We start from the raw sequence: 20,058 nt of genomic DNA on the forward strand, positions 1-20,058 counted from the left end.
GAGGATGCCCTTGCCGGATGCCGCGGGAATTGAAATCGAAGATCTGCGGAAGAGCTACGATGGCACCGTCGCGCTCGACGTGGATCGCCTCACGATCGAACCCAGGGCCACACTCGCGTTGATCGGCCCGAGCGGCTGCGGCAAGAGCACCCTTCTCCGCCTCATCGTGGGGCTCCTCGGGCCGGACCGGGGTCGGGTTACGGTCGCCGGCATCAGGATGGAGCCCTCGACCCGGCGCGGGCTCCAGCTTCGAATGGGGTATGTGATCCAGGAGGGCGGGCTCTTCCCGCACCTGACCGTGGAGGAGAACATCGCGCTCGTCGCCCGCGACACAGGATGGGAGCGGGGCAAGGTCGCGGCCCGGGTCGCAGAGCTCCTCGAGCTGACCCAGATCTCCCGCGGCCTTCTCGCGCGCTACCCGACGCAGCTGAGCGGCGGGCAAAGGCAGCGCGTCGCCCTCATGCGCGCGCTCATGCTCGATCCCGACGTGCTCCTCCTGGACGAGCCGCTCACGGCCCTCGACCCCATGATCCGATCGGATCTCCAGCGCGAGCTCAAGCGCGTCTTCGAGAGGCTGCGAAAGACGGTGCTCTTCGTGACCCACGACATGGCCGAAGCTGCCTACATCGCGGGTGAGCTGGCGATCATGCGGTCGGGCAGAGTTCTGCAGCGCGGAAGACTGCAAGATCTGATCCGAACCCCCGCCGATCCTTTTGTCACCGAGTTCATCCGGGCCCAGCGTCTCCTCGACGTGGCCGACCTCACGGCGAATTGATGCGCGCGCATCCGGTCCACGCGGCGGCCCTTGGCCTCCTTCTGCTCACGGCCCCGGCGACGGCGGGAGTGACGGTGGGCTCGAAGGCCTTTCCCGAATCCTGGATTCTGGGAGAAGCCCTCGCCGAGGAGACGCGGGCGCTCGGCGTCGCCGATGTCGAGCACCGCAGCAATCTGGGCGGCACGGAGATCGTCTACCAGGCGCTCCGCTCGGGGAGCGTGGATGTCTACCCGGAGTACACCGGCACCCTCCTCGAGGTCATCCTCCACGCCCCGCGCCCGGTCGCGCTGCCCGCGATGCGCGCGGCCATGGCCAAGGAGGGGCTAGGGGTGAGCGAGCCGATTGGATTCAACGACAGCTACGCCCTCGCGGTGACCCGGGCGGTGCGGGAGCGTTACGCCCTGCGCACGATTTCGGATCTCGCGCGCCACCCGGAGCTCAAGCTCGGGCTCACGCACGAGTTCATGGGACGCCCCGACGGCTACGCCGGGCTCGCGGCCCACTACGGGCTGCGGATGAAGCACGTCGTCGGGATCCAGCACGAGCTGGCGTACACCGCGCTCGCGAGCGGCCGGATCGACGTGACCGACATCTACACGACCGACGCCCAGATCGAGCGCCTGGGGCTCCATGTGCTCGAGGACGATCGCGGGTTCTTCCCTCGGTATGACGCCGTGTGGCTCTACCGTCTGGATCTCGCCGCGCGCGAGCCCCGCGCGCTCGAGGCGATCCTGGCCCTCACCGGCAAGATCGACGAAGCGCGGATGATCCGGGCCAACGCGCGCGTCGTGCTGGGGGGTCAAACCTTCCGGCAATCGGCGGACTCGCTTCTCGCCGAGGCGCTCGGCCGCGCTCCGGCGCGGAAACCCGCCGAAGCCGACGTGGCGGGCTCGATTCTTCGAAACACCGGGCAACACCTGAAGCTCGTGGCCCTTTCTCTGCTCGTCGCGGTCCTGATCGGGGTTCCACTCGGGGTGATCGCCACGCGCTCGCCCCTGATCGGAAGCACGATTCTCTCCCTGACCGGCCTCCTCCAGACCATCCCTTCCCTGGCGCTCCTCGCGCTGCTCATTCCGCTCTTCGGAATCGGCGTGGCGCCCGCGTTGATCGCGCTTTTCCTCTACAGCCTCCTCCCGATCGTTCGGAACACCTACGTCGGCCTGACCACGATCCCCGTCCCCCTGGCCGAAGCCGCGGCGGCGATCGGGCTCTCCCCTCGGGCGCAGCTTTTCCGGGTGCGTCTTCCGATGGCCTCCCCCGCGATCATGGCCGGAATCAAGACAAGCGCCGTGATCAACGTGGGAACCGCGACGCTGGCGGCCCTGATCGGCGCGGGAGGCTTGGGGGAGCCGATCCTGTCGGGCATTCAGCTCCGGCAGAACTCGCTCATCCTGCAAGGGGCGATTCCCGCGGCCGTCCTGGCACTCCTGGTTCAGAGGGCCTTCGACCTGATCGACCTTGTGGCGGTCCCGAGGGGCCTCCGCCTTCCCCCCATCAAGGGATAGACCGGGCGAGGCGGCTGCTTCATTATTAGGGGATCGACCCGTTCCCGGATCCCGGAGGCAGCCATGCCGAATACCCTGGCTCTGACCGAAAACCGCCCAACCCTTGCGGCACGGCTTGGAGAGGCGCGCGCAAGGACCGACGAGATTTTCTCGATCCTGAGACCCGAGGCGCTCTACGAGCGCTCAATCCCGGAGCGCCACCGCCTCGTGTTCTACCTCGGGCACGTCGAGGCGTTCGACTGGAACCTGATCGCGCGGCAAGCCTTCGGAATCGAGCCGTTCCACGAGGCGTTCGACCGTCTGTTCGCATTCGGCATCGACCCTGTCGGCGGTGGGCTGCCGAACGAGCCGGCCTCCGATTGGCCCGAGCCGGGCGCCATACGGGACTACAACGAGCGCGTCCGGGGGATCGTGGACGAGTGCCTCAACCGGCCGCGATCGCCACGCTCCGAGGGGGATCACGAGACGATCTTCAACATGGCGATCGAGCATCGCCTGATGCACGCCGAGACCCTCGCCTATCTTCTGCACCAGCTCCCGTACGACGCGAAGATCCCGCCGGCCGAGATTCCTGCTCCACGCTCTCCGGTGGAGATCGATCCGGGGCGGACCGCCGCCATTCCCGCGGGCCACGCGACGTTGGGCCGCGCCAGGGTCGGCGGGGGCTTCGGGTGGGATAACGAGTACGATCAGTTCGGGGTGCAGGTCCCCGGCTTTTCCATCGACGTTCACAAGGTCTCCAACGCCTCTTATCTCGACTTCGTCCGCGACGGCGGCTACCGAAGGCGGGACCTTTGGTCGGAGGCCGGGTGGAATTGGAAAGAGCGCGAGGGGATCAAGCATCCGCACTTTTGGCGGGAGCGCGAGGGGGACTGGCTCTACCGCGGCATGTTCGCCGCGGTTCCGCTCCCCCTGAATGCCCCGGTGTACGTGAGCCACGACGAAGCCTCGGCGTTCGCGCGCTGGGCGGGGCGTGCCCTGCCCACCGAGCCCCAGTTCCACCGCGCCGCCTACGGAGCACCCGACGGCGGGGAGCGCGAGTACCCCTGGGGAGCCGAGCCGCCCGAGCGAAAGCACGGCAACTTCGATCTCAGGCTCTGGGATCCCACCCCGCTCGGCGCCTTCCCCGACGGGGACAGCGCGTTTGGGGTATCCGAGCTTGTCGGAAACGGCTGGGAGTGGACGGCGAGCGTGTTCGGTCCATTCTCCGGGTTTCGGCCGCATCCGTTTTATGAGGGTTACTCCGCCAATTTCTTCGACGGGGAGCATTACGTCCAGAAGGGGGGCTCGCCCCGGACCGCGGCGTGCATGCTTCGCCGGTCGTTCCGAAACTGGTTCCAGCCGCACTACCCTTACGTCTACGCCGGCTTCCGCCTGGCGGGTCCGTGAGGGTGCGAGATGCGATCCGAGGCGGCATCGCCCGCGCGTTTGGCCTTCCTTGAGGAGCTGGCCGCCGACGTCCGCGCGGGAATGGGCGGGCCCGGGGCCAAGAGACTCCCGTCGCGCTATCTCTACGATGACTTGGGCTCGGCGCTCTTCGAAGCGATCGGCTTCCTGCCCGAGTACGGCCTCACGCGAGCCGATGAACGCATCCTCCGCGCGCACGCCGGAGAAATTGTCGCGCGTCTGCCCGGGCCGATCACGGTCGCGGAGCTCGGGAGCGGAAGCGGGCGAAAGACGCGATGGATCCTGGAAGCGCTTGCACCGCGCGGATCCACGACGTACTACCCGATCGACATCTCTCGCGCGGCCCTCGCCCGCTGCGCGCTCGAGCTCGGCCAGCTCCCTTCGGTCCGGGTGGAGCCGGTCGAGGAGGACTACCTGCGGGGTCTCTCCGAGGTGGCCGCGCGGCGCGTGGACAAGAATCGCCTGCTCCTGCTTTTCCTCGGCAGCACGATCGGCAACTTCGAGCCGGCTCAGGCCCGGGATTTCATCCGCGAGATCGGCTGGCGACTGAGACCGGGCGACGGTTTCCTTCTCGGGACCGACCTCCTGAAGCCCGTGCCTACCCTGCTGGCAGCCTACGATGACACGCTCGGCGTGACCGCGGCGTTCAATCTGAATCTATTGCTTCGCTTGAATCGCGAGCTGGACGCCGACTTCGACCCGGGCTCCTTCGCGCATGAAGCGCGCTGGTCAGCCGCGGAGAAACGAATCGAAATGCACCTCGTCGCGCGTCGCGCCCACGCGGTTCAGATTCGCGCGACGGACATGCGGGTTCTGTTCCGCGAGCGCGAGACCATCTGGACCGAAAGCTCGTACAAATTCGAGCGCGAGGATGCCGTGCGTCTCGCGAAGCAGGCGGGTTTCGAGTGCTCGTCCCAGTGGGTCGATCGCGAATGGCCCTTCGCCGAGAGCCTGCTCCTGCGTCGGTAAAGGCTATGAGGGTAGGAACTTAGGAACAAATACGAGCATTGGCGCGATTTTGCGTTCCGTTTGCGTCGGATGAACCTATACTCACTGCCCCTCGAAGAAGGACGCAATGCGGATGATCGCAACCGTCCGGGTGAGGCAGGAAGCCATGAATCCGGCAGCGAGTGGTACGGGGAACGAGCGGGTTCTCATGTTGGAGACCGCCAGCCGCCCGTACCACATCCTCGTTGAGAAGATGCAGCAGGGAGCCGTCGCGGCGGCTGCCGACGGAACCATCCGTTACTGCAACCGGCGCTTCGCGGAGATGCTCAAGCGTCCGGTGGACGAGGTGATCGGCGCGTCGGTCTACCGTTTCCTCGCCGCCCCTTCCCAGGTCGCCTACGCCGAAGTCGCGGGTTCAGGCAGTGGTCAGGGAGAGTTCGGGCTGGTCCGGTCGGACGGGACCGTCACCCCGGTTCACGTCGCCGTCAACGCGATTCAGGACTCGGAAGCCGCGACCTACCTGATCGTCACCGACTTGACGGAGCAGCTCGCGCGCCGTCGTGCGGAGCAGCTTGCCGAGCGGCTCGAACACGAGCTGGAGGAGCGCAAGCGGGCGGAGGACGCCTTGCGGCTGAGCGAGGCGCGAATCGCCGAGGCCAGCCGCCGCAAGGACGAGTTCCTCGCGGTGCTCTCCCACGAGCTTCGCGGACCTCTTGCCCCCATCCAGAACGCCCTCCACGTACTGCAGCGCGACCCCCACGGACCGCTCGCACAGCAGGCGCGTGAAATCGTCGAGCGGCAGACGACGCTCATGGCACGCCTCACGGATGACCTGCTCGACCTATCCAGAATCTCCAACGGAACGATCCCGCTCAGGGCGGTGCGGCTCGACCTGGCCGAGCTTGTCCGTCGCGCCGCGGAGGACTACCGAATCACGCTGGAGACGGCGGAATTGAAGCTCGAGACGCGGCTACCGGAGAAGGAACTTTGGGTGAACGGCGACGCCACGCGGCTCTCCCAGATCCTCACGAATGTCCTCCAAAACGCCTCCAAGTTCACCGAGGCGGGCGGCAAGGTCTTGATCACCCTTTCGGAGGACCCCGACGGCAGCGCGGCGATCATCGCGGTTCGCGACACCGGAGTCGGTATGGATGGGGAGCACCTGGCGCGGATCTTCGATGCGTTCCGATTGGGCACGCGCGGATCCGCGCGGAGCGGCGGAGGGCTCGGCATCGGCATGGCGCTCGCCAAAGGGCTGGTCGAGCTTCACGGCGGCCGGATCGCGGCCTCGAGCGACGGACCCGGACGGGGATGTGAGTTCTCGATCCGCCTGCCTCTGGAGCGCGAAACGGCCCCCGCTCCCAAAGCGATCCGCTCCGCCCCGGCGCCCACGAAGTCCTATCGGGTTCTCGTCATCGAAGATTGCGCCGACGCGGCGGAGAGCATGGAGATGCTGCTCGAGCTCATGGGGCACGACGTCGAGAAGGTCCACGACGGTCCGGCCGCCGTCGAGGTCGCCAAACGCTATCGGCCCGAGATCGTGATCTGCGACATCGGGCTGCCCGGCCCCATGGACGGTTACGCGGTAGCCGAGGTTCTGCGCCGGGACTTTCCACGGGGATCGGCGTTCATGATTGCTCTGACCGGCTACGGACAGCACAAAGACCAATTGCGCTCGCACGAGGCGGGCTTCGATTTCCACCTGACCAAACCCGCCGATCCAAGAGAGCTGGAAAAACTGCTGGCGTCGCTCTCCAGTCAGATTTAGCCGGCCCCGAAGACGTTCCCGGCGGTATGGAGCCCTAGAGGGCGCGCACGACCTCGGCTATCGCGTCCATCGCGGCGTGGAGCTGGGGATCGGAGAGGTACGGGGCGGGACCCAGGCGGAGCACGGTGCCGCGGAAATCCGCCGTAGCGCCCCGTTCGCGTATCGCCGCGGCGACCTCTCCGGCGCGGGGGCTCTCGAGCGCCAGGAACCCCGCAATCGATTCGAGCGGCACCGAACGGTCGCGCGTGATCGCGTGCGGGTCAAGGTCCAGCGAGTCGAATCGCGCCGCGAGCACGCCTACTTGATGGCGGCTGATGTCCCGCAAGAGCTCGGGCGCTAGCCGTTCCCGTTCGAAGAATTCGAAAACGCGCGCGGCGCGGTAGTGACTCGTCGGATCGTACGTCGCCCCCGCCCAGCGCGCCGGCCCGTCGCCGTAGAGTACGGAATCCCTCACCCGCTCCGACAAGTGCGCGAACTCGCTGAACCAGCCCGTGATCACGGGACGGAGATGGTCGCGCCCGGGGGGCACGCGCAGGAATCCGTTTCCCTCACCGAGCTGACAGTACTTGTACCCGGCCCCGGTGATAAACGCATCGCCCAAGCCGTCCCGCTCCAGGGAAAGCGGCACCGCGTTCACGTGGTGGTAGGCGTCCACGAGCAGCTCCGCGCCCACGCGACGGCAGTGCTCGAGCACGGAGCCGAGACCCGGCACGATGTGGGCGTTCCCGTAGAGCACCGAGGATGCGAGCACGGCGGCGGTGCGGCCGTTCGTAGCCCCGATGAGCCGCTCCGCGATCGCGTCGGCGGGCTTGGCGCTCACCTTCACGATCTCGAGCGAGCCGTCCTCCGCGAGGCGGTTCAGCTGGCGGCGAAGGGTGTGGAACTCGCCGTCGGTGGTGACGAGCCTGGGCCGCTCGCGCAACGGCAGGGCGGAGAGAAACTTGATGATGAGCTCGTGCGTGTTGTGCCCGAGCGCGATCGAGCCCTCGCGATCCCCAAGGATTTTCGAATACCCGCGCCGGACCCGATCGGCCTTCGCCTCGGCACGCACCCATTTCTCATCGACCAGCTCCGCCGCGTCGTTCCACGCCTCGACCTGACCCTCGAACCCGACATCGGGCCACGCTTGATGCGAATGCCCTGTCAGGAGCAGCCGGTCGGCGACCCGGAAGCGTGAGTAGTGCGCGGCGAGCGGGTTGGGGTGGTGCTCGAGGTCGGGTAGCGCGATCATGGACGGGGCAGCCTAGCACACTCTCCGCGGCGCTCGCCCGGCTAGAGGTCCGAGCGGATCGCCCAGAGGTCGGGAAAGATCGGCCTGTTGAGCGTGGTCATGAGGTAGCTCGCGCCCTCCGATCCCCCCGTTCCCTGCTTCGTCCCGATCGTGCGCTGCACCATCTTCACGTGCCGGTAGCGCCACTCCTGGATTCCCTCGTCCAAATCGACCAGCCGCTCGCAAAGGGAGGTCAGCACGGGATCGCGGCGGTAGATGTCGATGAGGATCGGCCTGAGCGCGGGCACGGCTTCGGCGGGGCGGGTCATGTCGCGGGCAAGAAGATCGGCCGGCACGGGATGGCCCTTTGCCGCGAGAAAACGGAGGAACGAGTCCCACAGCGTTGGCTCCCGAAGCCGCCGCTCCAGACCGCGGCGGGCCTCGCTATGGGCTGGATAACGCGTGAGCGCCTCGGGATTTTTCGCGCCGAGCACGAATTCGAGCTCCCGGAACTGAAAGGATTGAAATCCGCTCCCCGACTCGAGCCGCGCGCGGAAGGAGAGGAATTCGAGCGGCGTCATCGTCTCGAGGACGTCGATCTGGGCTACCACGACCTTGAGGATGGTCAGGATTCGCTTCAGGGTGTGGAGCGCGCGGGGCGTGTCCTCCCGGGCGAACAGCCTTTTCAGATAATCCACCTCGTGCAGGAGCTCCTTGAACCATAGCTCGTAGATTTGGTGGATGACGATGAACAGGGTCTCATCGTGCTCCGGCCCCTCGGAGAGCGGCCGCTGGAGCGCCAGAAGCTCGTCGAGCTTCAAGTAGCTGGAGTACGTAACGGGCATCTAGGTTCTCCGTTCGTTCACGTGAATCGCGGCTTGTAGTTGTTCAGTGACTCGTAGGGATCCGGCCATGGGAGCGTATACCCCAGCTCGTGCGCCGCGTGCCGCGTCCAGTACGGATCCCAGAGATGGGCGCGCGCGAGGAGGCAGAGATCGGCGCGCCCCGCCGCAAGGATCGTGTTCACGTCCGCGTAGGAGGAGATGTTGCCCACGGCCATCGTCGCGATCCCGACCTCATGACGGATCCGGTCTGCGAACGGTGTCTGGAAAAGGCGTCCGTAGACCGGCCGCTGATCGGGGACGGTCTGCCCCGCCGACACGTCGACGATGTCGCAGCCGTGCTCCTGGAGCATCCGCGCGACTTCGACCGAATCGGAGGGTTCCATGCCCCCAGGGTACCAATCCACCGCCGAAATGCGGACGGACATGGGCCTCTCCTTCGGCCAGGCCGCGCGCACCGCGTCGAAAACCTCGAGCGGGAACCGCATGCGGTTCGGGAGCGATCCCCCGTAATCATCCGCCCGCCGGTTCGTGATCGGGGAAATGAAGCTCGCGAGAAGGTAGCCGTGGGCGGCGTGGATCTCGAGCATGTCGAATCCCGCCTCGACCGCGAGCCCGGCCGCGCGCACGTAGTCCGCGATCACGGCGTCCATGTCGCCGCGCGTCATCTCCTTCGGGACCTGGCTGTGCGGAAAGTAGGGAATCGCCGAAGGAGCGAGGACCGGCCAATTCCCCGAGGGCAGGGGCTCGTTGTCCCCTTCCCACGACTTGCGCGTCGAGGCCTTTCGCCCGGCGTGGCCCAACTGAATCGCGATCCTGGCGCGGGTGTGCCGATGCACGAAATCCACGATCCGCTTCCAGGCCAGAGCGTGCTCCGGCTTGTACATCCCGGTGCAGCCCGGGGAGATTCTTCCCCCCGCGCTCACGTTGGTCATCTCGCAGAAGACGAGCCCCGCGCCCCCCATCGCCCGGGAGCCCAGGTGGACGAGGTGCCAATCGTCGGGCGTCCCGTCCGCGGCGGAGTACTGGCACATGGGCGAGACCGCAACGCGGTTCTCGAGGACGAGGTCCCGCAGCCGAAACGGCGTGAACATGGGGGGCGGAGGGGGATTCGTGCCCACCGGGACCCGCGCCTCACGGGCTGCGATCGCTGCGTACCAGCCGTCCACCTTGGCTACGAACGCCGGGTCGCGGGTCTTCAAGTTCTCATGCGTCACCCGCAGGCTGCGCGTGAGAAGGGTGAACGCGAACTGGAGCGGGTCGAGCTTCATGTACCGCTCGGTGTCTTCGAACCATTGGAGACTCGCCTGCGCCGCGCGCTGGAGGCTCTCGACGGCCGGCCGCCGCGCCTCCTCGTAGGCCTCGAGCGACGCCGGGATCTCGCGGCGCATCTCGAGCGCCCCGGCGAGCGCCACGGCGTCCTCCATGGCAAGCTTGGTTCCGGAGCCAACCGAGAAATGCGCCGTGTGCGCGGCATCCCCCAGGAGGACGACGTTCTCGTGATGCCAGCGCTCGTTTCGGATCGTGGGGAAGCTCCGCCAGACCGACCGGTTGGAGACGAGGCGATGGCCGTCCAGCTCCTTCGCGAAGAGTCGCTCGCAAAACGCGATGGTCTCTCCCTCGCTCGCCCTGTCCATCCCCGCCGCGCGCCAGGTCGTATCCCGCGCTTCCACGATGAACGTGGAGAATCCCGGTTCGTACTGATAGGCGTGCACGCGCCAGAGCCCATGGCGATCCGCTTTGAAATAGAACGTGAACGCGGGAAAGGGCTTCTTGGTGCCGAGCCATACGAACCGATTCGGCCGGGTGTCCGCGGCCGGGCGAAAGTGCTCCCGGTAGCGCTCCCGGACGATCGAATTCGCCCCGTCCGCGGCGAGCACGAGATCCGCGTCGCGCAGTGTCTCCGGGTCCCCGATCTCGCGCTGGAAGCAGAGCTTGACGCCGAGCTGGAGGCACCGATCGGCCAGGATCTTGAGCAAGGCCTTTCGCGAGAGACCGGAGAACGCGTGGCCGCCCGACGTGAGCCGCGCGTCCGCGTAGTGGATTTCGATGTCGTCCCAGCGGTGGCTCATGGACGCCATCGCGGAGGAGATCTCCGGATCCGCCTGCCCCAGCGCCTGCTCGGTCGCGTCCGAGAAGACGACGCCGAATCCGAACGTCTCGTCCAGCCGGTTGCGCTCGTACACTGCGATCTCACGTTTCGGATCGGCCTTTTTCAAGAGGAGCGCCGCGAAGAGCCCGGCCGGTCCCCCCCCGATGCAGGTGATTTTCACGCGCCCGAATCCTGCATCAGCTGTCCGGCGATCACGAGGTGCTGGATCTCCGTCGTTCCCTCGTAGATCCGGAGCGCCCGCACCGCGCGGTAGAGACGGTCCACGGGATGGGAGGCCATCACGCCGGCGCCGCCCAGCACCTGGACGGCGTCGTCGACGACCCGCTGCGCGGCTTCCGTCGCGAACGCCTTCGCCATCGCCGCTTCGAGCGTGACGCGCGCGGCGCCGTGGTCCGCGGCCCACGCGGCTCGGTAGACGAGCAGGCGCGCTGCGGTGAGATCGGTCGCCATCCGCGCCAATTTTTCTTGGACGAGCTGAAACTCCGCGAGCGTCTTCCCGAATTGCCTGCGGACGCGCGCGTGCTCGCACGCCTCGGCGAGCGCGCGGGCCGCCATGCCGCACGCCGCGGCGCCGACCGTCGCCCGCATGCGGTCGAGGGTTCTGAGGCCGAGCGCGTAACCCCGTCCTTCCTCTCCAAGCCGGTTTGCGGCCGGGACGCGGCAGCTCTCGAACGCGATCTCCCCCAGGGGGTGCGGCGCCGACAGAATCTGGGGCCGCACGAATCGAAGGCCCGCGGTGTCGGCCGGGACCACGAAGCAGGAGATCCCCTTTCCGCCCGCGGCGGGATCGGTCGAGGCGAAAACGGTATAGAAGTCGGCGATCCCCGCATTCGAGATGTAGGTCTTCGTGCCGTTCAGGAAATAGGAATCCCCTTCCCGCCGTGCCGTGGTTCCGATCGCGGTGACGTCGGAGCCGGCCTCGGGCTCCGTCATGGCAAAGGCCGCCATCGCCCGCCCCGCGATCGCCGCATCCACCCAGCGGTCGCGCAGGGACGCGTTCTCCGACAGGAGAATCGGAAGCGTGCCCAATCCCTGCAACGCGAACACGGCGTCGGCGAGCGGCGACGCGGCGGCCAGGGCTTCGCGGACGAGGCAGCACCCGCGCCAGTCCTGCTTGCGGATTGGGTCGAACCATCCCGCGGCGCCGACCTGCGCGAGGAGCCCCCGCGCCTCCGTCCGCGCGGCGGCGTCGTCTCCAGGCTCGGAACGGGGCACGACATCGCGCGCAAAGGCGCCGATCTCGGATGCGATCGAGGTGTGGCGCTCCTCGAGGAAAGCGCGGACCGGCCGTATGTCGGGGATCGTCATCAGCGGAACTTGGGCTCGCGCTTGGCTCGGAAGGCTTCGTAGGCCTCTCGGAAGTTCGGGTGCTCCATCAGCCCCGCCTGGACTTCCGCCTCATGCCGGAGCGCCTCGTCCAGGCTCAGGTCGAACTCCGCCTCGATCGCCCGCTTCGTCTTGGCGAGCGCGCTGGACGGGCCTCGCGCGAGGCGCTCGGCGAGCGCCGTTGCCTCGGCGAGCGCGCGCCCTTCGGGCACGAGGCGCTGGTAGAGCCCGATTTCGTAGGCCCGCCGTGCATCGATGAAATCCCCGGTCATCAGGAGGTCGGTCGCGTGGCCCAGCCCGACGAGCCGCGGGAGAAGCCAGGACGCCCCCATGTCCGCGCCGGAGAGTCCCACGCGCACGAACAGAAACGCGATCTTGGCGGACTCGGACGCGACACGGATGTCGCAGGCCGCGGCGATCACGGCGCCGGCGCCCGCGACGGTTCCGTTCAGGGCCGCGATGACAGGCCTTTGGCATTCGCGGATATTCAGGATGAGGTCGCAGGTCATCTTCGTGAACCGGCGCAGGCCCGCGGCGTCCTGCGAGAAGAGCGCCCCGATGATGTCCTCGACGTCTCCCCCGGAGCAGAAGGCGCGCCCCGCGCCCGTGAGCACGATCGCCCGCACGCCCGGCTCCGTGTCGAGCGCGTGGAAGGTGTCGCGCAGCTCGGCGTAGACGTCGAAGGTGAGGGCGTTCAGCCGCTCGGGCCGGTTGAGCGTGAGTGTCACGACGCCGGTATCGGCGTTCGAAGCGTAGAGAAACGACTTGGGCGCGATTGCCATGCTAGCGGGTTCCCGCGATCACGGCGGTAGCCTCGATCTCCACCAGGGCGCCTCGGTCCACGAGCCCGCCCACCTCGACGAGCGCCACGGCCGGGTAGTGCTTTCCCATCCGGGCGCGCCAGCCTTCCCCGAGGGCTTTCGTGCTCGCGCGATACGCTGCGAGATCGGTCACATAGATCGTGACCCGCGCAAGATCGCCCGCCTCGCCACCCGCGGCCCGAACGATGGTGAGCACCTTATCGAGCGCGCGCCCGAATTGGTCCGCGAACCCGGGCGGCGCGCCGGCCGAGCCCTCCTCCCAGCCCGCCTGCCCGGCGATGAAGAGCAGACGACCATCCCTCGGCGCGAGGAGCCCGTTGTTCCAGCCCTTCGGCGCGCCCAGCGCTTCGGGATTGATGACCTCGAATTTCACGGCGTATGGGCTCCCGCATGGAGGACGATCGACTGGCCGCTCAGATCGCTCGCACCGGCGCACAGATCGAGCACCGCCGCGGCCACTTCCTCCGGGCTCACGAGCCGGGTCTGTCCCGCGGACGCGAGCACCGCCGCGAGCGCCTCGTCGCGCGTGACGCCTGACCGCGACCCCACGTTCGAGAGCGTGCGCTCGGTCATGGGCGAGTCCACGTATCCCGGGCAGACGGCGTTGACCGTGAGGCCGGTTCCCGCGAACTCGAGCGCGACGGAACGCGTGAAGCCCAGGACGGCGTGCTTCGCCGCGCTGTAGTGCGCGACGTACTTGGCGCCCTTCAGCCCCACAAGCGAAGCGACGTTGACGACTCTCCCCCATCCACGCCCGGCCATTTCAGGCGCGAACTCCCGCGTGCAGAGAAACGTGCCTGTGGCGTTGACCGCCATCATGCGCTCCCAGTCGCCGAGCGTGATCTTGCGAAGAGGCGCCGAGGCGGAGTCTCCGGCGTTGTTCACGAGAATATCCACGGTGCCCAGAAGCCGCCGGGATTCGCGGCCGAGATCGGCCACGCTCCCCTCGACGGTCACGTCGCACGCGACCGCCCAGGCCTTGGCGCCCCCGGCGCGCAGCTCGAAGGCGACCGCGTCGATTTCGCGCGAGGTCCGCGCGGCCACCACGACGGCCGCCCCCGCTCCGGAGAGAGCGCGCGCGACCGCCGCCCCGATGCCCCGGCCGCCGCCGGTCACGACGGCGCCGCGTCCGGCCATCGCGCCCGAGGTCACGGGGATCGCCACCGGGAGAGCGGCTTAGTCACGCGCCCCGCTTCGTGGAAACGCCCCGATCACCGCGTCCGCGAGAATGCCCCCCAGGGCGTCGATGGTTTCTTTGCCCTCCTCGGCCGTCGCCTCGGCGGGCCAGCCGAAGTAGGCTCGCTTCCCATTGGCCTCTTCGAACGTTCGCGCGCCCCCGCGGATCGCCTTGGAGAGCGAGACCGGGTTGGGCGGCAGATCCCTCCGAATGCTCTCGCGCACCAGATCCGCGCGGACCGCGAGCACGATCGAGCTCTCGTAGCGGCCCGCATGGCACGCACCGCTCTTGAACTCCTCGGTCAAGCGGAGCGCCCACGGCTTCTTGGAAACATCGGGGCAGATCACCGGGATCAATCCCTCCTCCCGGGCGCGGCTCTCCGCCTTCGCGATCGCGTCCAGGTGCGCGGGGTCCAAGTGCGCGTTCGCGACCGCCAGCGCCGCGAAGCCGTGCCGCGTCAGCTCGCGGGCCAGGTCGACGATGAGCCCGGTCACCGTCGAGCCCTGGACCGAGAGCGTCCCGGCGAATCCCGCTCCAAACGTCGCGGCGGTGAAAGGGAGCGCCGGAAGGATCGCCGCGCGGAGCCCTTGCGCCTCCATCCGGACCGCCCCCGCCCGGGCCATCGCCTGGGCGATGATGATATCGCTCCCGAGCGGGAGATGGGGGCCGTGCGCCTCGATCGCTCCCACCGGCAGGATCAGGACGGTGCGCGCGCGGTCCAGATCGCGCACCTCCTCCCACGTCAAATCGGCCATGTCGCGGATCGCCATCGCACGGGGCTCCCAAGGGTCCCCAGTCAGGGGTTGCCACCCGCCCGGCGCGCATCCATCATGGGGGCGGCGTCGAGCGAAGTTACCATGACCCCAAGGCCGACGGAACGATTGAACATCGCCGATCATTTCCTCGATGCGCGCGTGCGCGAGGGCCGTGGCGCGCGTCCCGCGCTCCTCACGGATTCCGGAACCCATTCCTACTCCGACGTGCAGAGCCTTGCGAACCGCTTCCGCGCCGTGCTGGCCGAGGAGGGGGTCGAGCCCGAGCACCGCGTCCTGGTCGCCCTCCCCGACGGACCGGCGTTCGTCGGCGCTTTGTTCGGGACGCTCAAGCTCGGCGCGGTGGCGGTGATGGTGAACCCTGGGCTTCCGGCAGAGGAAATCGGCTATTTGCTCGAATACACCCGCGCGCGGGCGGTGGTGACGCACCGTTCCGTGGCGGTGACGTTTCAGACCGCCGCGCGGGATTCCCGCTTCGCGAAAACGGTGCTGGTCGTCGGTGAGGAGAGCTTCGACCGCCGTCTGGCCGCCTCCTCCCCCGTGCTGGGCACGTTTCCTTCCCACCGCGACGACCCCGCGATCTGGCTCTTCTCGGGCGGCACGACGGGTCGCCCGAAGGCGGTGATTCAGACCCACCGCTCCTTCACGAACACGACCGAGTGTTACGGGAAGCACGTGATCGGCTACACCGCGGACGACGTCACCCTCTCCGTTCCCAAGCTCTACTTCGGCTACGCGACCGGTTCGAACCTCTTCTTCCCGTTTGCGGCGGGCGGCGCGGCGGCGCTTTTCCCCGAGCCGGCGAGCGCCGAGGTCCTCTTCGAAAAGATCCGGCGCTTCCGACCCACGGTGCTGATCAACGTCCCCACGATGATCCATAAGATGGTCTCGCACCCGGACGCCCGGGCACAGGATCTATCTTCGATCCGCGTGTGCACCTCCGCGGGCGAGGCACTCCCGGCCGAGCTCTACCGAAAGTGGAGGGAGACGTTCAGCGTCGAGCTCCTGGACGGGCTCGGCACCGCGGAGATGTGGCATATCTTCATTTCGAACCGGCCGGGTGCCTCGAGACCGGGTTCGCTCGGCACCGTGGTGCCCGGGTTCGAGGTAAGAGTCTGCGATGACGAAGGGCGGGAGCTGCCGCGCGGCGAGACCGGCTGGCTCTGGGTACGCGGCGACTCCCGGGCGATCGGATACTGGCAGCATATGGAGAAGACGGCGCAGGGGTTTCGCGGTGAGTGGTACGTCTCGGGAGACCTCATCGCGATGGACCCCGATGGGTACGTGACCTACTGCGGCCGCGGTGACGAAATGCTCAAGGTCTCGGGAAAGTGGCTCGCGCCCCAAGAGGTGGAGGGATGCCTGCTCCAGCATCCGGCCGTCGCGGAAGCCGCGGTCGTCGGCGTGCAGGACGCGAGCGGTCTCGTCAAACCCCGCGCGTACGTTGTATCGAACGATCGGCGCGACGGTCTCGACGAGGAGCTGAAGGCGTTCGTTCGCGCGCGCCTCGAGCCCTACAAGCATCCTCGCGATGTGATCTTCGTGGACGCTTTGCCGCGGACGCACCTCGGCAAGGTGGATCGAGGCAGGCTACGGAAGGGGTGAGCTGGATGGTGACCCTGAAGCCTTACTTTCAGAGGTGGGAGCCGCTTCGTGTCTGGTACAACCTGATCCTCTTCGTCGTGCTCGTCGTTTCTCACGTTCCCTATATGGGCGTGGCCTTCCTGGAGCCCATGGTGTTCCTGATCTGGCTCGCCGGGGCCGTCCTCGCCAATATCTGCTTCCTGGCCGGGCCGCTCGCGGAGGCGTACCTCTCTTGGCTCGGGATCCGGTCGCGCTACATCCTGCCCGTCCTCTTCATCGGGGGCGTACTGATCTCGATCCCCTGCGTCGTCTTCTTCACCCCGCTTCTTCCGTTCGCGCGGATGGGCCTAGGTGGGCCGTAGTCGGAAGCCCGAGATCACGGGCACGGGCGCCGCAGGGTGGCCATCGCGCAAGATCACGCCCGTCCCGGCCTCGCGGTGGCTCCTCGCGTGCGCCGCGACCGCCGCCGCCGCGCTCCTCCTCTACCTCCCCACGCTGAAATTCGGGTTCCTCGGCTGGGACGACTTCGTGTACGTGGACCAGAATCCCTGGATCCGCTCCTGGTCCTACGAAAATCTCCGCCACATTTTCACCAAGCCCTATTTCGTGAGCTACATGCCCCTCCAGCACGTGTCCTACATGGCGGATTACGGCTTCTGGGGACTGAAGCCATTCGGGTACCACCTCCAGCAGATCATCCTCCACGCTCTGAACACGGCGCTCGCCTTCGTCGTAGGACGGCGCCTCTTCGGGCGGTTTTGGCTCGCCGCCATCGCCGGGATTCTCTTCGCGGCGCACCCATCCCACGTCGAGTCGGTCGCCTGGGTCTCCGCCCGAAAAGACGTCCTCTCCACGGCGTTTCTCCTTCCTTCGGTCTACTTCTATCTGCCCCGGGGAGAGCGGTCGCTTCGGAGGGGGCCGTACACCGCGTCGCTCGTATTCTTCACGCTCGCTGTTCTCTCGAAGGTGAACGTGGTCGTGATGCCCCTCTTTCTCATCCTCGTCGATATGGCTTCACCCACGCTCGCGCGCCGCGACGGCAAGCGCTGGCTCCAGGCTCTCGGCAGCAAGACTCCCTACGGCGTGATCGGCCTCGGGGTTGCGATCGTCAACTGGGTCGTGGAGGTGAAGACGAAGGCAGCCTACGCCCGAGACCCCGTCCGATACCTGGTGCTGAAGGGGCACGCGGCGTGGAACTATTTCGGGATCCTCACCGGCATTCCGCGGCAGAACCCGATCTACGACACACCGCACATCGCGCTCGACGTTCTCTCGATGGCGGCCCATCTGGCCGGGCTTCTCCTCCTGCCGTTCCTCGTGTGGCTCGGCTATCGGCGCCGCGACCGCGTCCTCGCTCTCGGGGCGGGTTGGACCCTGGTGATGCTCCTGCCGGCGATCCTCTTTCCTGTCCCGACCTACATCGCGGACCGCTATCTCTACGTGCCGAGCCTGGGCTTCTGTTGGCTCTTGGCCGGCGCCATCCTGGCCGTGAGCGCGAACCTCAGAGCGCCGGCGGCCCGCGCCGCGACCGCCGCGATTCTCACCGCGATCCCGGCCGCGTTCTTCGCGTATCGCACGACCCAGTACAGCCGGGTCTGGGCGAGCTCCGAGACGCTCTGGTCCTACACGCTTCAGGCGAGCGAGGATTTCCGCGCCTACAACAGTCTCGCGCGGGTCCGGATGGACCAAGGCCGCTGGGACGAGGCGGAGCGGCTTTACAAGCTCGGCTCCCGGCAGCCCAACGTCACGTCCTACGACGGACTGACCGTCGTCTACTACAAGACCGGCCGATTCGCGGAGGCGCTCCAAGCGAACGACAAAGCGTTCCAGATGCACGCGCTCAAAGGGGATGATCCGGTGGAGCTCGCGGATCTGACGTACAAGCGAGGGTCGATCTACCTCGCGCAGTCTCAAACAGCGAAGGCGATCGAGCTGCTCGAGACCGCGCTCCGCGCCAATCCACGACACCCGGACGCGCGGAGGATGCTCGATCTCGCCAAGCGGGCGAAAACGCAGAAGCCCTAGAGGCTAGCCCCGGACAGCCTCTCGCGCGCGTTTCATGACCCGCCACGGATTCGGATACCAGAAGCGGCTCGAGCTCACGACCTCGCGGCCGTCGACGAGGACCGTCAGCTCCCCCAGGCCTCCCCGCTCGACCGCGACTTCCACGCCGGGTTGTTTTCGAAGGTCCGCGGCCACACGGGCCGCGATGGCCGTCTTGACCAGTCAGACGGGGCAGTGCCGGATGAGGACCCGCTTCACGGGCCCGCTCCCCTCTTGGCGGGACCCTCCGCGGGGCGCAGCGCGCCGCCCCCGACCTCCTCGACGGCGGCGGTGAACCGCATCCATTCGATCCCGGCCCTTCCGCCGGGCGCGTGCGCCGCGAGATTCATCTCCTCGACGGTGAGCACGCCGCGGCCCTCACGGGCGACGCGCTCGACCTCCTCCTCGGTCACGCCGTGATCGGCGGAGGGGCCCTGAATCGTCTTTCCGACCTCGCGCGAGAATATGAATTCACGCCTCTGCCGTGGAGCGTTCACGTCCCCCCGGTTGGGGCCCGGAGGTGTGAGCCGGGCGAGGTTTTCGCCGGGCCTCATCGTATCGCGAATCGCGATCTCCCACCCGAGCGGCAGCGGATTGAGCTCGAGACGGAGCCCGTCCCAGAGATCGTGGACGAAACGCTCGCCGCGCGTCACACGCGCCCCGAACAAGGCGGTCCGGCCCCGGACGAACGCGTGATCGGGGCAGTTCTCGCACGAGTAGCCGGCCAGGTGAAGCGTGTCGGGTCCCTCGAAATCCGCGAGCATCCTGCGTTCGTATGACTCGTACCAGCCTTCGAATTGGAGCGCCTGGATGACATTCCCTCCCGGCTCGGACTGCTCGGAGAAGAGATAGCCGCCGCGGCAGAGCACCGTGTCGCGCGTGGCCCGGCGCTCGTGGAACTCGTACGTCATATCCGGCCGGAGGACGAGGGTCCGCGCGGCCCCCTTGGTTTCGGGATCCGAGTCCGCCACCAGCCCCTCGCTCTTGATCCAGAGCCACGTACCGAAATAGCGGCCAAGATCAGGTACAAGGGAACGGTCCGCTCCCAGGTCGCCGGGCCGCGACGGGGCGGCCTTATGTCCCTGCGCCTCGGGCGCGGCGCAGGAACGCCCAGGCACCGTCAGGAGCAGGGCCATCCCCCCCGCCCGGAGGAGGCGCGTCACATCGAGAAATCGCATGCGATGGGGTTCGTGTAGACAGTGGCGGTGAACCGGCCGCGCACGCGGATCCGGCCGCCCCCGGCAAACTCGCTCCCCAAGAACGCGTCGATGGTCGCGTCGATGCGCGTGGGAGGACCGCACGAGAGCGAATGGATCGTGACGGTGCCGGACGAGCCCTGCTCGACGCTGCTCGCCTCGTTCCCCGTACCCACATCGTAGACGAAGACCATGACAGGGCCCTGCCCCGCGGCGGGAGTCGGGAGCGAGAAGACGGAGTCTTGGGTCATCTCGTCGGGAATCACGAACATCTTCCATGTCGAGCGCGCCTTCGTGTTGTCGTAGTAGAGAATCTTCACGGTCTCTCGATTGATGTACCCCGGCTCCCAGAGGGAGCAGCAGACCGCGTGGGTCCTCCCCATGAGAATGGTCGTGGAGTCCTCGCGGGTGAAGGTGAAGCCGTCGGAGATGGAGTTGCTCCCGGGCGGCCGGATCGGCGTCGTCGGCTTGTTGGAGCCGCACCCAAGGCACGCGAGACTCGCCGCCAGAACGGCGAGCGCGAGCCTTCTCACGCCCGTTGCCTCGAGCATCCGGTCCCTCCGAAGTCCG

The 20,058-nt window shown here is 67.6% G+C and carries 18 protein-coding genes; 8 read left to right on the plus strand and 10 right to left on the minus strand.

Translation table 11 applies throughout. The features are described 5' to 3' along the window. Nucleotides 1–4 precede the first annotated feature (4 nt). The 5 genes from E6K76_06530 (at nt 5) to E6K76_06550 (ending at nt 6,403) form a co-directional block, all read left to right on the plus strand. Nucleotides 5–775 carry an ATP-binding cassette domain-containing protein gene (locus tag E6K76_06530; GenBank protein TMQ58873.1) on the plus strand — a complete coding sequence of 257 codons (771 nt, stop codon included), beginning with the start codon at nt 5–7 and terminating at the stop codon, nt 773–775. Then, nucleotides 775–2,280, plus strand: a complete 1,506-nt coding sequence (locus E6K76_06535; GenBank protein TMQ58874.1) for an ABC transporter permease subunit — start codon at nt 775–777, stop codon at nt 2,278–2,280. The genes E6K76_06530 and E6K76_06535 overlap by 1 nt, the downstream gene beginning before the upstream one ends. A gap of 63 nt (nt 2,281–2,343) precedes the next feature. Further along, a complete protein-coding gene (gene egtB / locus E6K76_06540) occupies nt 2,344–3,669 on the plus strand; it encodes an ergothioneine biosynthesis protein EgtB (protein ID TMQ58875.1) in 1,326 nt (441 codons plus the stop codon). Nucleotides 3,670–3,678: 9 nt separating this feature from the next. After that, nucleotides 3,679–4,656, plus strand: coding sequence for an L-histidine N(alpha)-methyltransferase (gene egtD, locus E6K76_06545; GenBank protein TMQ58876.1), 978 nt, complete (start codon nt 3,679–3,681; stop codon nt 4,654–4,656). 106 nt (nt 4,657–4,762) lie between these two features. Beyond that, the gene (locus E6K76_06550; GenBank protein ID TMQ58877.1) at nt 4,763–6,403 is read left to right on the plus strand and encodes a response regulator; all 1,641 of its coding nucleotides are present in this window, start codon (nt 4,763–4,765) and stop codon (nt 6,401–6,403) included. Between the two features lie 34 nt (nt 6,404–6,437). On the opposite strand, the gene E6K76_06555 is transcribed toward E6K76_06550, so the two are convergent. The 8 genes from E6K76_06555 to E6K76_06590 are packed head-to-tail and all read right to left on the minus strand — an operon-like array spanning nt 6,438 to nt 14,860. Further along, nucleotides 6,438–7,634 carry a kynureninase gene (locus E6K76_06555; protein TMQ58878.1) on the minus strand — a complete coding sequence of 399 codons (1,197 nt, stop codon included), beginning with the start codon at nt 7,632–7,634 and terminating at the stop codon, nt 6,438–6,440. 41 nt (nt 7,635–7,675) lie between these two features. After that, on the minus strand, nt 7,676–8,458 hold the full coding sequence (locus E6K76_06560) for a tryptophan 2,3-dioxygenase (GenBank protein TMQ58879.1): 783 nt from the start codon (nt 8,456–8,458) through the stop codon (nt 7,676–7,678). A 17-nt stretch (nt 8,459–8,475) separates the two neighbouring features. Next, nucleotides 8,476–10,713, minus strand: a complete 2,238-nt coding sequence (locus E6K76_06565) for a bifunctional salicylyl-CoA 5-hydroxylase/oxidoreductase (protein TMQ58900.1) — start codon at nt 10,711–10,713, stop codon at nt 8,476–8,478. An 11-nt stretch (nt 10,714–10,724) separates the two neighbouring features. Beyond that, nucleotides 10,725–11,876 carry an acyl-CoA dehydrogenase gene (locus E6K76_06570; GenBank protein TMQ58880.1) on the minus strand — a complete coding sequence of 384 codons (1,152 nt, stop codon included), beginning with the start codon at nt 11,874–11,876 and terminating at the stop codon, nt 10,725–10,727. After that, on the minus strand, nt 11,876–12,676 hold the full coding sequence (locus E6K76_06575) for an enoyl-CoA hydratase family protein (GenBank protein TMQ58881.1): 801 nt from the start codon (nt 12,674–12,676) through the stop codon (nt 11,876–11,878). The genes E6K76_06570 and E6K76_06575 overlap by 1 nt, the downstream gene beginning before the upstream one ends. Before the next feature lies 1 nt (nt 12,677). Continuing rightward, nucleotides 12,678–13,088 (minus strand): RidA family protein, encoded by a 411-nt coding sequence (locus E6K76_06580; GenBank protein ID TMQ58882.1) that lies wholly within the window; start codon nt 13,086–13,088, stop codon nt 12,678–12,680. Then, nucleotides 13,085–13,879: an SDR family NAD(P)-dependent oxidoreductase gene (locus tag E6K76_06585; protein TMQ58883.1), complete on the minus strand. Its 795-nt coding sequence runs from the start codon at nt 13,877–13,879 to the stop codon at nt 13,085–13,087. The genes E6K76_06580 and E6K76_06585 overlap by 4 nt, the downstream gene beginning before the upstream one ends. Before the next feature lie 12 nt (nt 13,880–13,891). Next, on the minus strand, nt 13,892–14,860 hold the full coding sequence (locus E6K76_06590) for a creatininase family protein (protein TMQ58884.1): 969 nt from the start codon (nt 14,858–14,860) through the stop codon (nt 13,892–13,894). On the opposite strand from E6K76_06590, the gene E6K76_06595 reads away from it, so the two are divergent. From E6K76_06595 to E6K76_06605, 3 genes are read left to right on the plus strand one after another with little or no spacing between them, the layout of a single operon-like run. Further along, a complete protein-coding gene (locus E6K76_06595; GenBank protein TMQ58885.1) occupies nt 14,552–16,270 on the plus strand; it encodes a benzoate-CoA ligase family protein in 1,719 nt (572 codons plus the stop codon). The two genes, E6K76_06590 and E6K76_06595, sit on opposite strands and share 309 nt — an antisense overlap. Beyond that, nucleotides 16,267–16,611, plus strand: a complete 345-nt coding sequence (locus tag E6K76_06600) for a hypothetical protein (GenBank protein TMQ58886.1) — start codon at nt 16,267–16,269, stop codon at nt 16,609–16,611. Before E6K76_06595 ends, E6K76_06600 begins: the two co-directional genes overlap by 4 nt. Then, entirely contained in the window at nt 16,601–18,274 is a 1,674-nt protein-coding gene (locus E6K76_06605; GenBank protein ID TMQ58887.1) for a tetratricopeptide repeat protein, read from the plus strand. The genes E6K76_06600 and E6K76_06605 overlap by 11 nt, the downstream gene beginning before the upstream one ends. Before the next feature lie 233 nt (nt 18,275–18,507). On the opposite strand, the gene E6K76_06610 is transcribed toward E6K76_06605, so the two are convergent. Then, nucleotides 18,508–19,470 (minus strand): hypothetical protein, encoded by a 963-nt coding sequence (locus E6K76_06610; GenBank protein ID TMQ58888.1) that lies wholly within the window; start codon nt 19,468–19,470, stop codon nt 18,508–18,510. Beyond that, a complete protein-coding gene (locus E6K76_06615; protein TMQ58889.1) occupies nt 19,452–20,039 on the minus strand; it encodes a hypothetical protein in 588 nt (195 codons plus the stop codon). The genes E6K76_06610 and E6K76_06615 overlap by 19 nt, the downstream gene beginning before the upstream one ends. Nucleotides 20,040–20,058: the final 19 nt, after the last annotated feature.

It is taken from the genome of Candidatus Eisenbacteria bacterium, assembly GCA_005893275.1.
GTDB lineage: Bacteria > Eisenbacteria > RBG-16-71-46 > SZUA-252 > SZUA-252 > WS-7.

What these genes read in the sequence shown, in the direction of transcription:
- E6K76_06610 (TMQ58888.1), bottom strand. Translation starts at nt 19,470, where the DNA reads ATGCGATTTCTCGATGTGACGCGCCTCCTCCGGGCGGGGGGGATGGCC.
- E6K76_06615 (TMQ58889.1), bottom strand. Translation starts at nt 20,039, where the DNA reads ATGCTCGAGGCAACGGGCGTGAGAAGGCTCGCGCTCGCCGTTCTGGCG.
- egtD (TMQ58876.1), top strand. Translation starts at nt 3,679, where the DNA reads ATGCGATCCGAGGCGGCATCGCCCGCGCGTTTGGCCTTCCTTGAGGAG.
- E6K76_06595 (TMQ58885.1), top strand. Translation starts at nt 14,552, where the DNA reads ATGGGGGCCGTGCGCCTCGATCGCTCCCACCGGCAGGATCAGGACGGT.
- egtB (TMQ58875.1), top strand. Translation starts at nt 2,344, where the DNA reads ATGCCGAATACCCTGGCTCTGACCGAAAACCGCCCAACCCTTGCGGCA.
- E6K76_06535 (TMQ58874.1), top strand. Translation starts at nt 775, where the DNA reads ATGCGCGCGCATCCGGTCCACGCGGCGGCCCTTGGCCTCCTTCTGCTC.
- E6K76_06575 (TMQ58881.1), bottom strand. Translation starts at nt 12,676, where the DNA reads ATGGCAATCGCGCCCAAGTCGTTTCTCTACGCTTCGAACGCCGATACC.
- E6K76_06530 (TMQ58873.1), top strand. Translation starts at nt 5, where the DNA reads ATGCCCTTGCCGGATGCCGCGGGAATTGAAATCGAAGATCTGCGGAAG.
- E6K76_06590 (TMQ58884.1), bottom strand. Translation starts at nt 14,860, where the DNA reads ATGGGTTCCGGAATCCGTGAGGAGCGCGGGACGCGCGCCACGGCCCTC.
- E6K76_06555 (TMQ58878.1), bottom strand. Translation starts at nt 7,634, where the DNA reads ATGATCGCGCTACCCGACCTCGAGCACCACCCCAACCCGCTCGCCGCG.
- E6K76_06570 (TMQ58880.1), bottom strand. Translation starts at nt 11,876, where the DNA reads ATGACGATCCCCGACATACGGCCGGTCCGCGCTTTCCTCGAGGAGCGC.
- E6K76_06560 (TMQ58879.1), bottom strand. Translation starts at nt 8,458, where the DNA reads ATGCCCGTTACGTACTCCAGCTACTTGAAGCTCGACGAGCTTCTGGCG.
- E6K76_06550 (TMQ58877.1), top strand. Translation starts at nt 4,763, where the DNA reads ATGCGGATGATCGCAACCGTCCGGGTGAGGCAGGAAGCCATGAATCCG.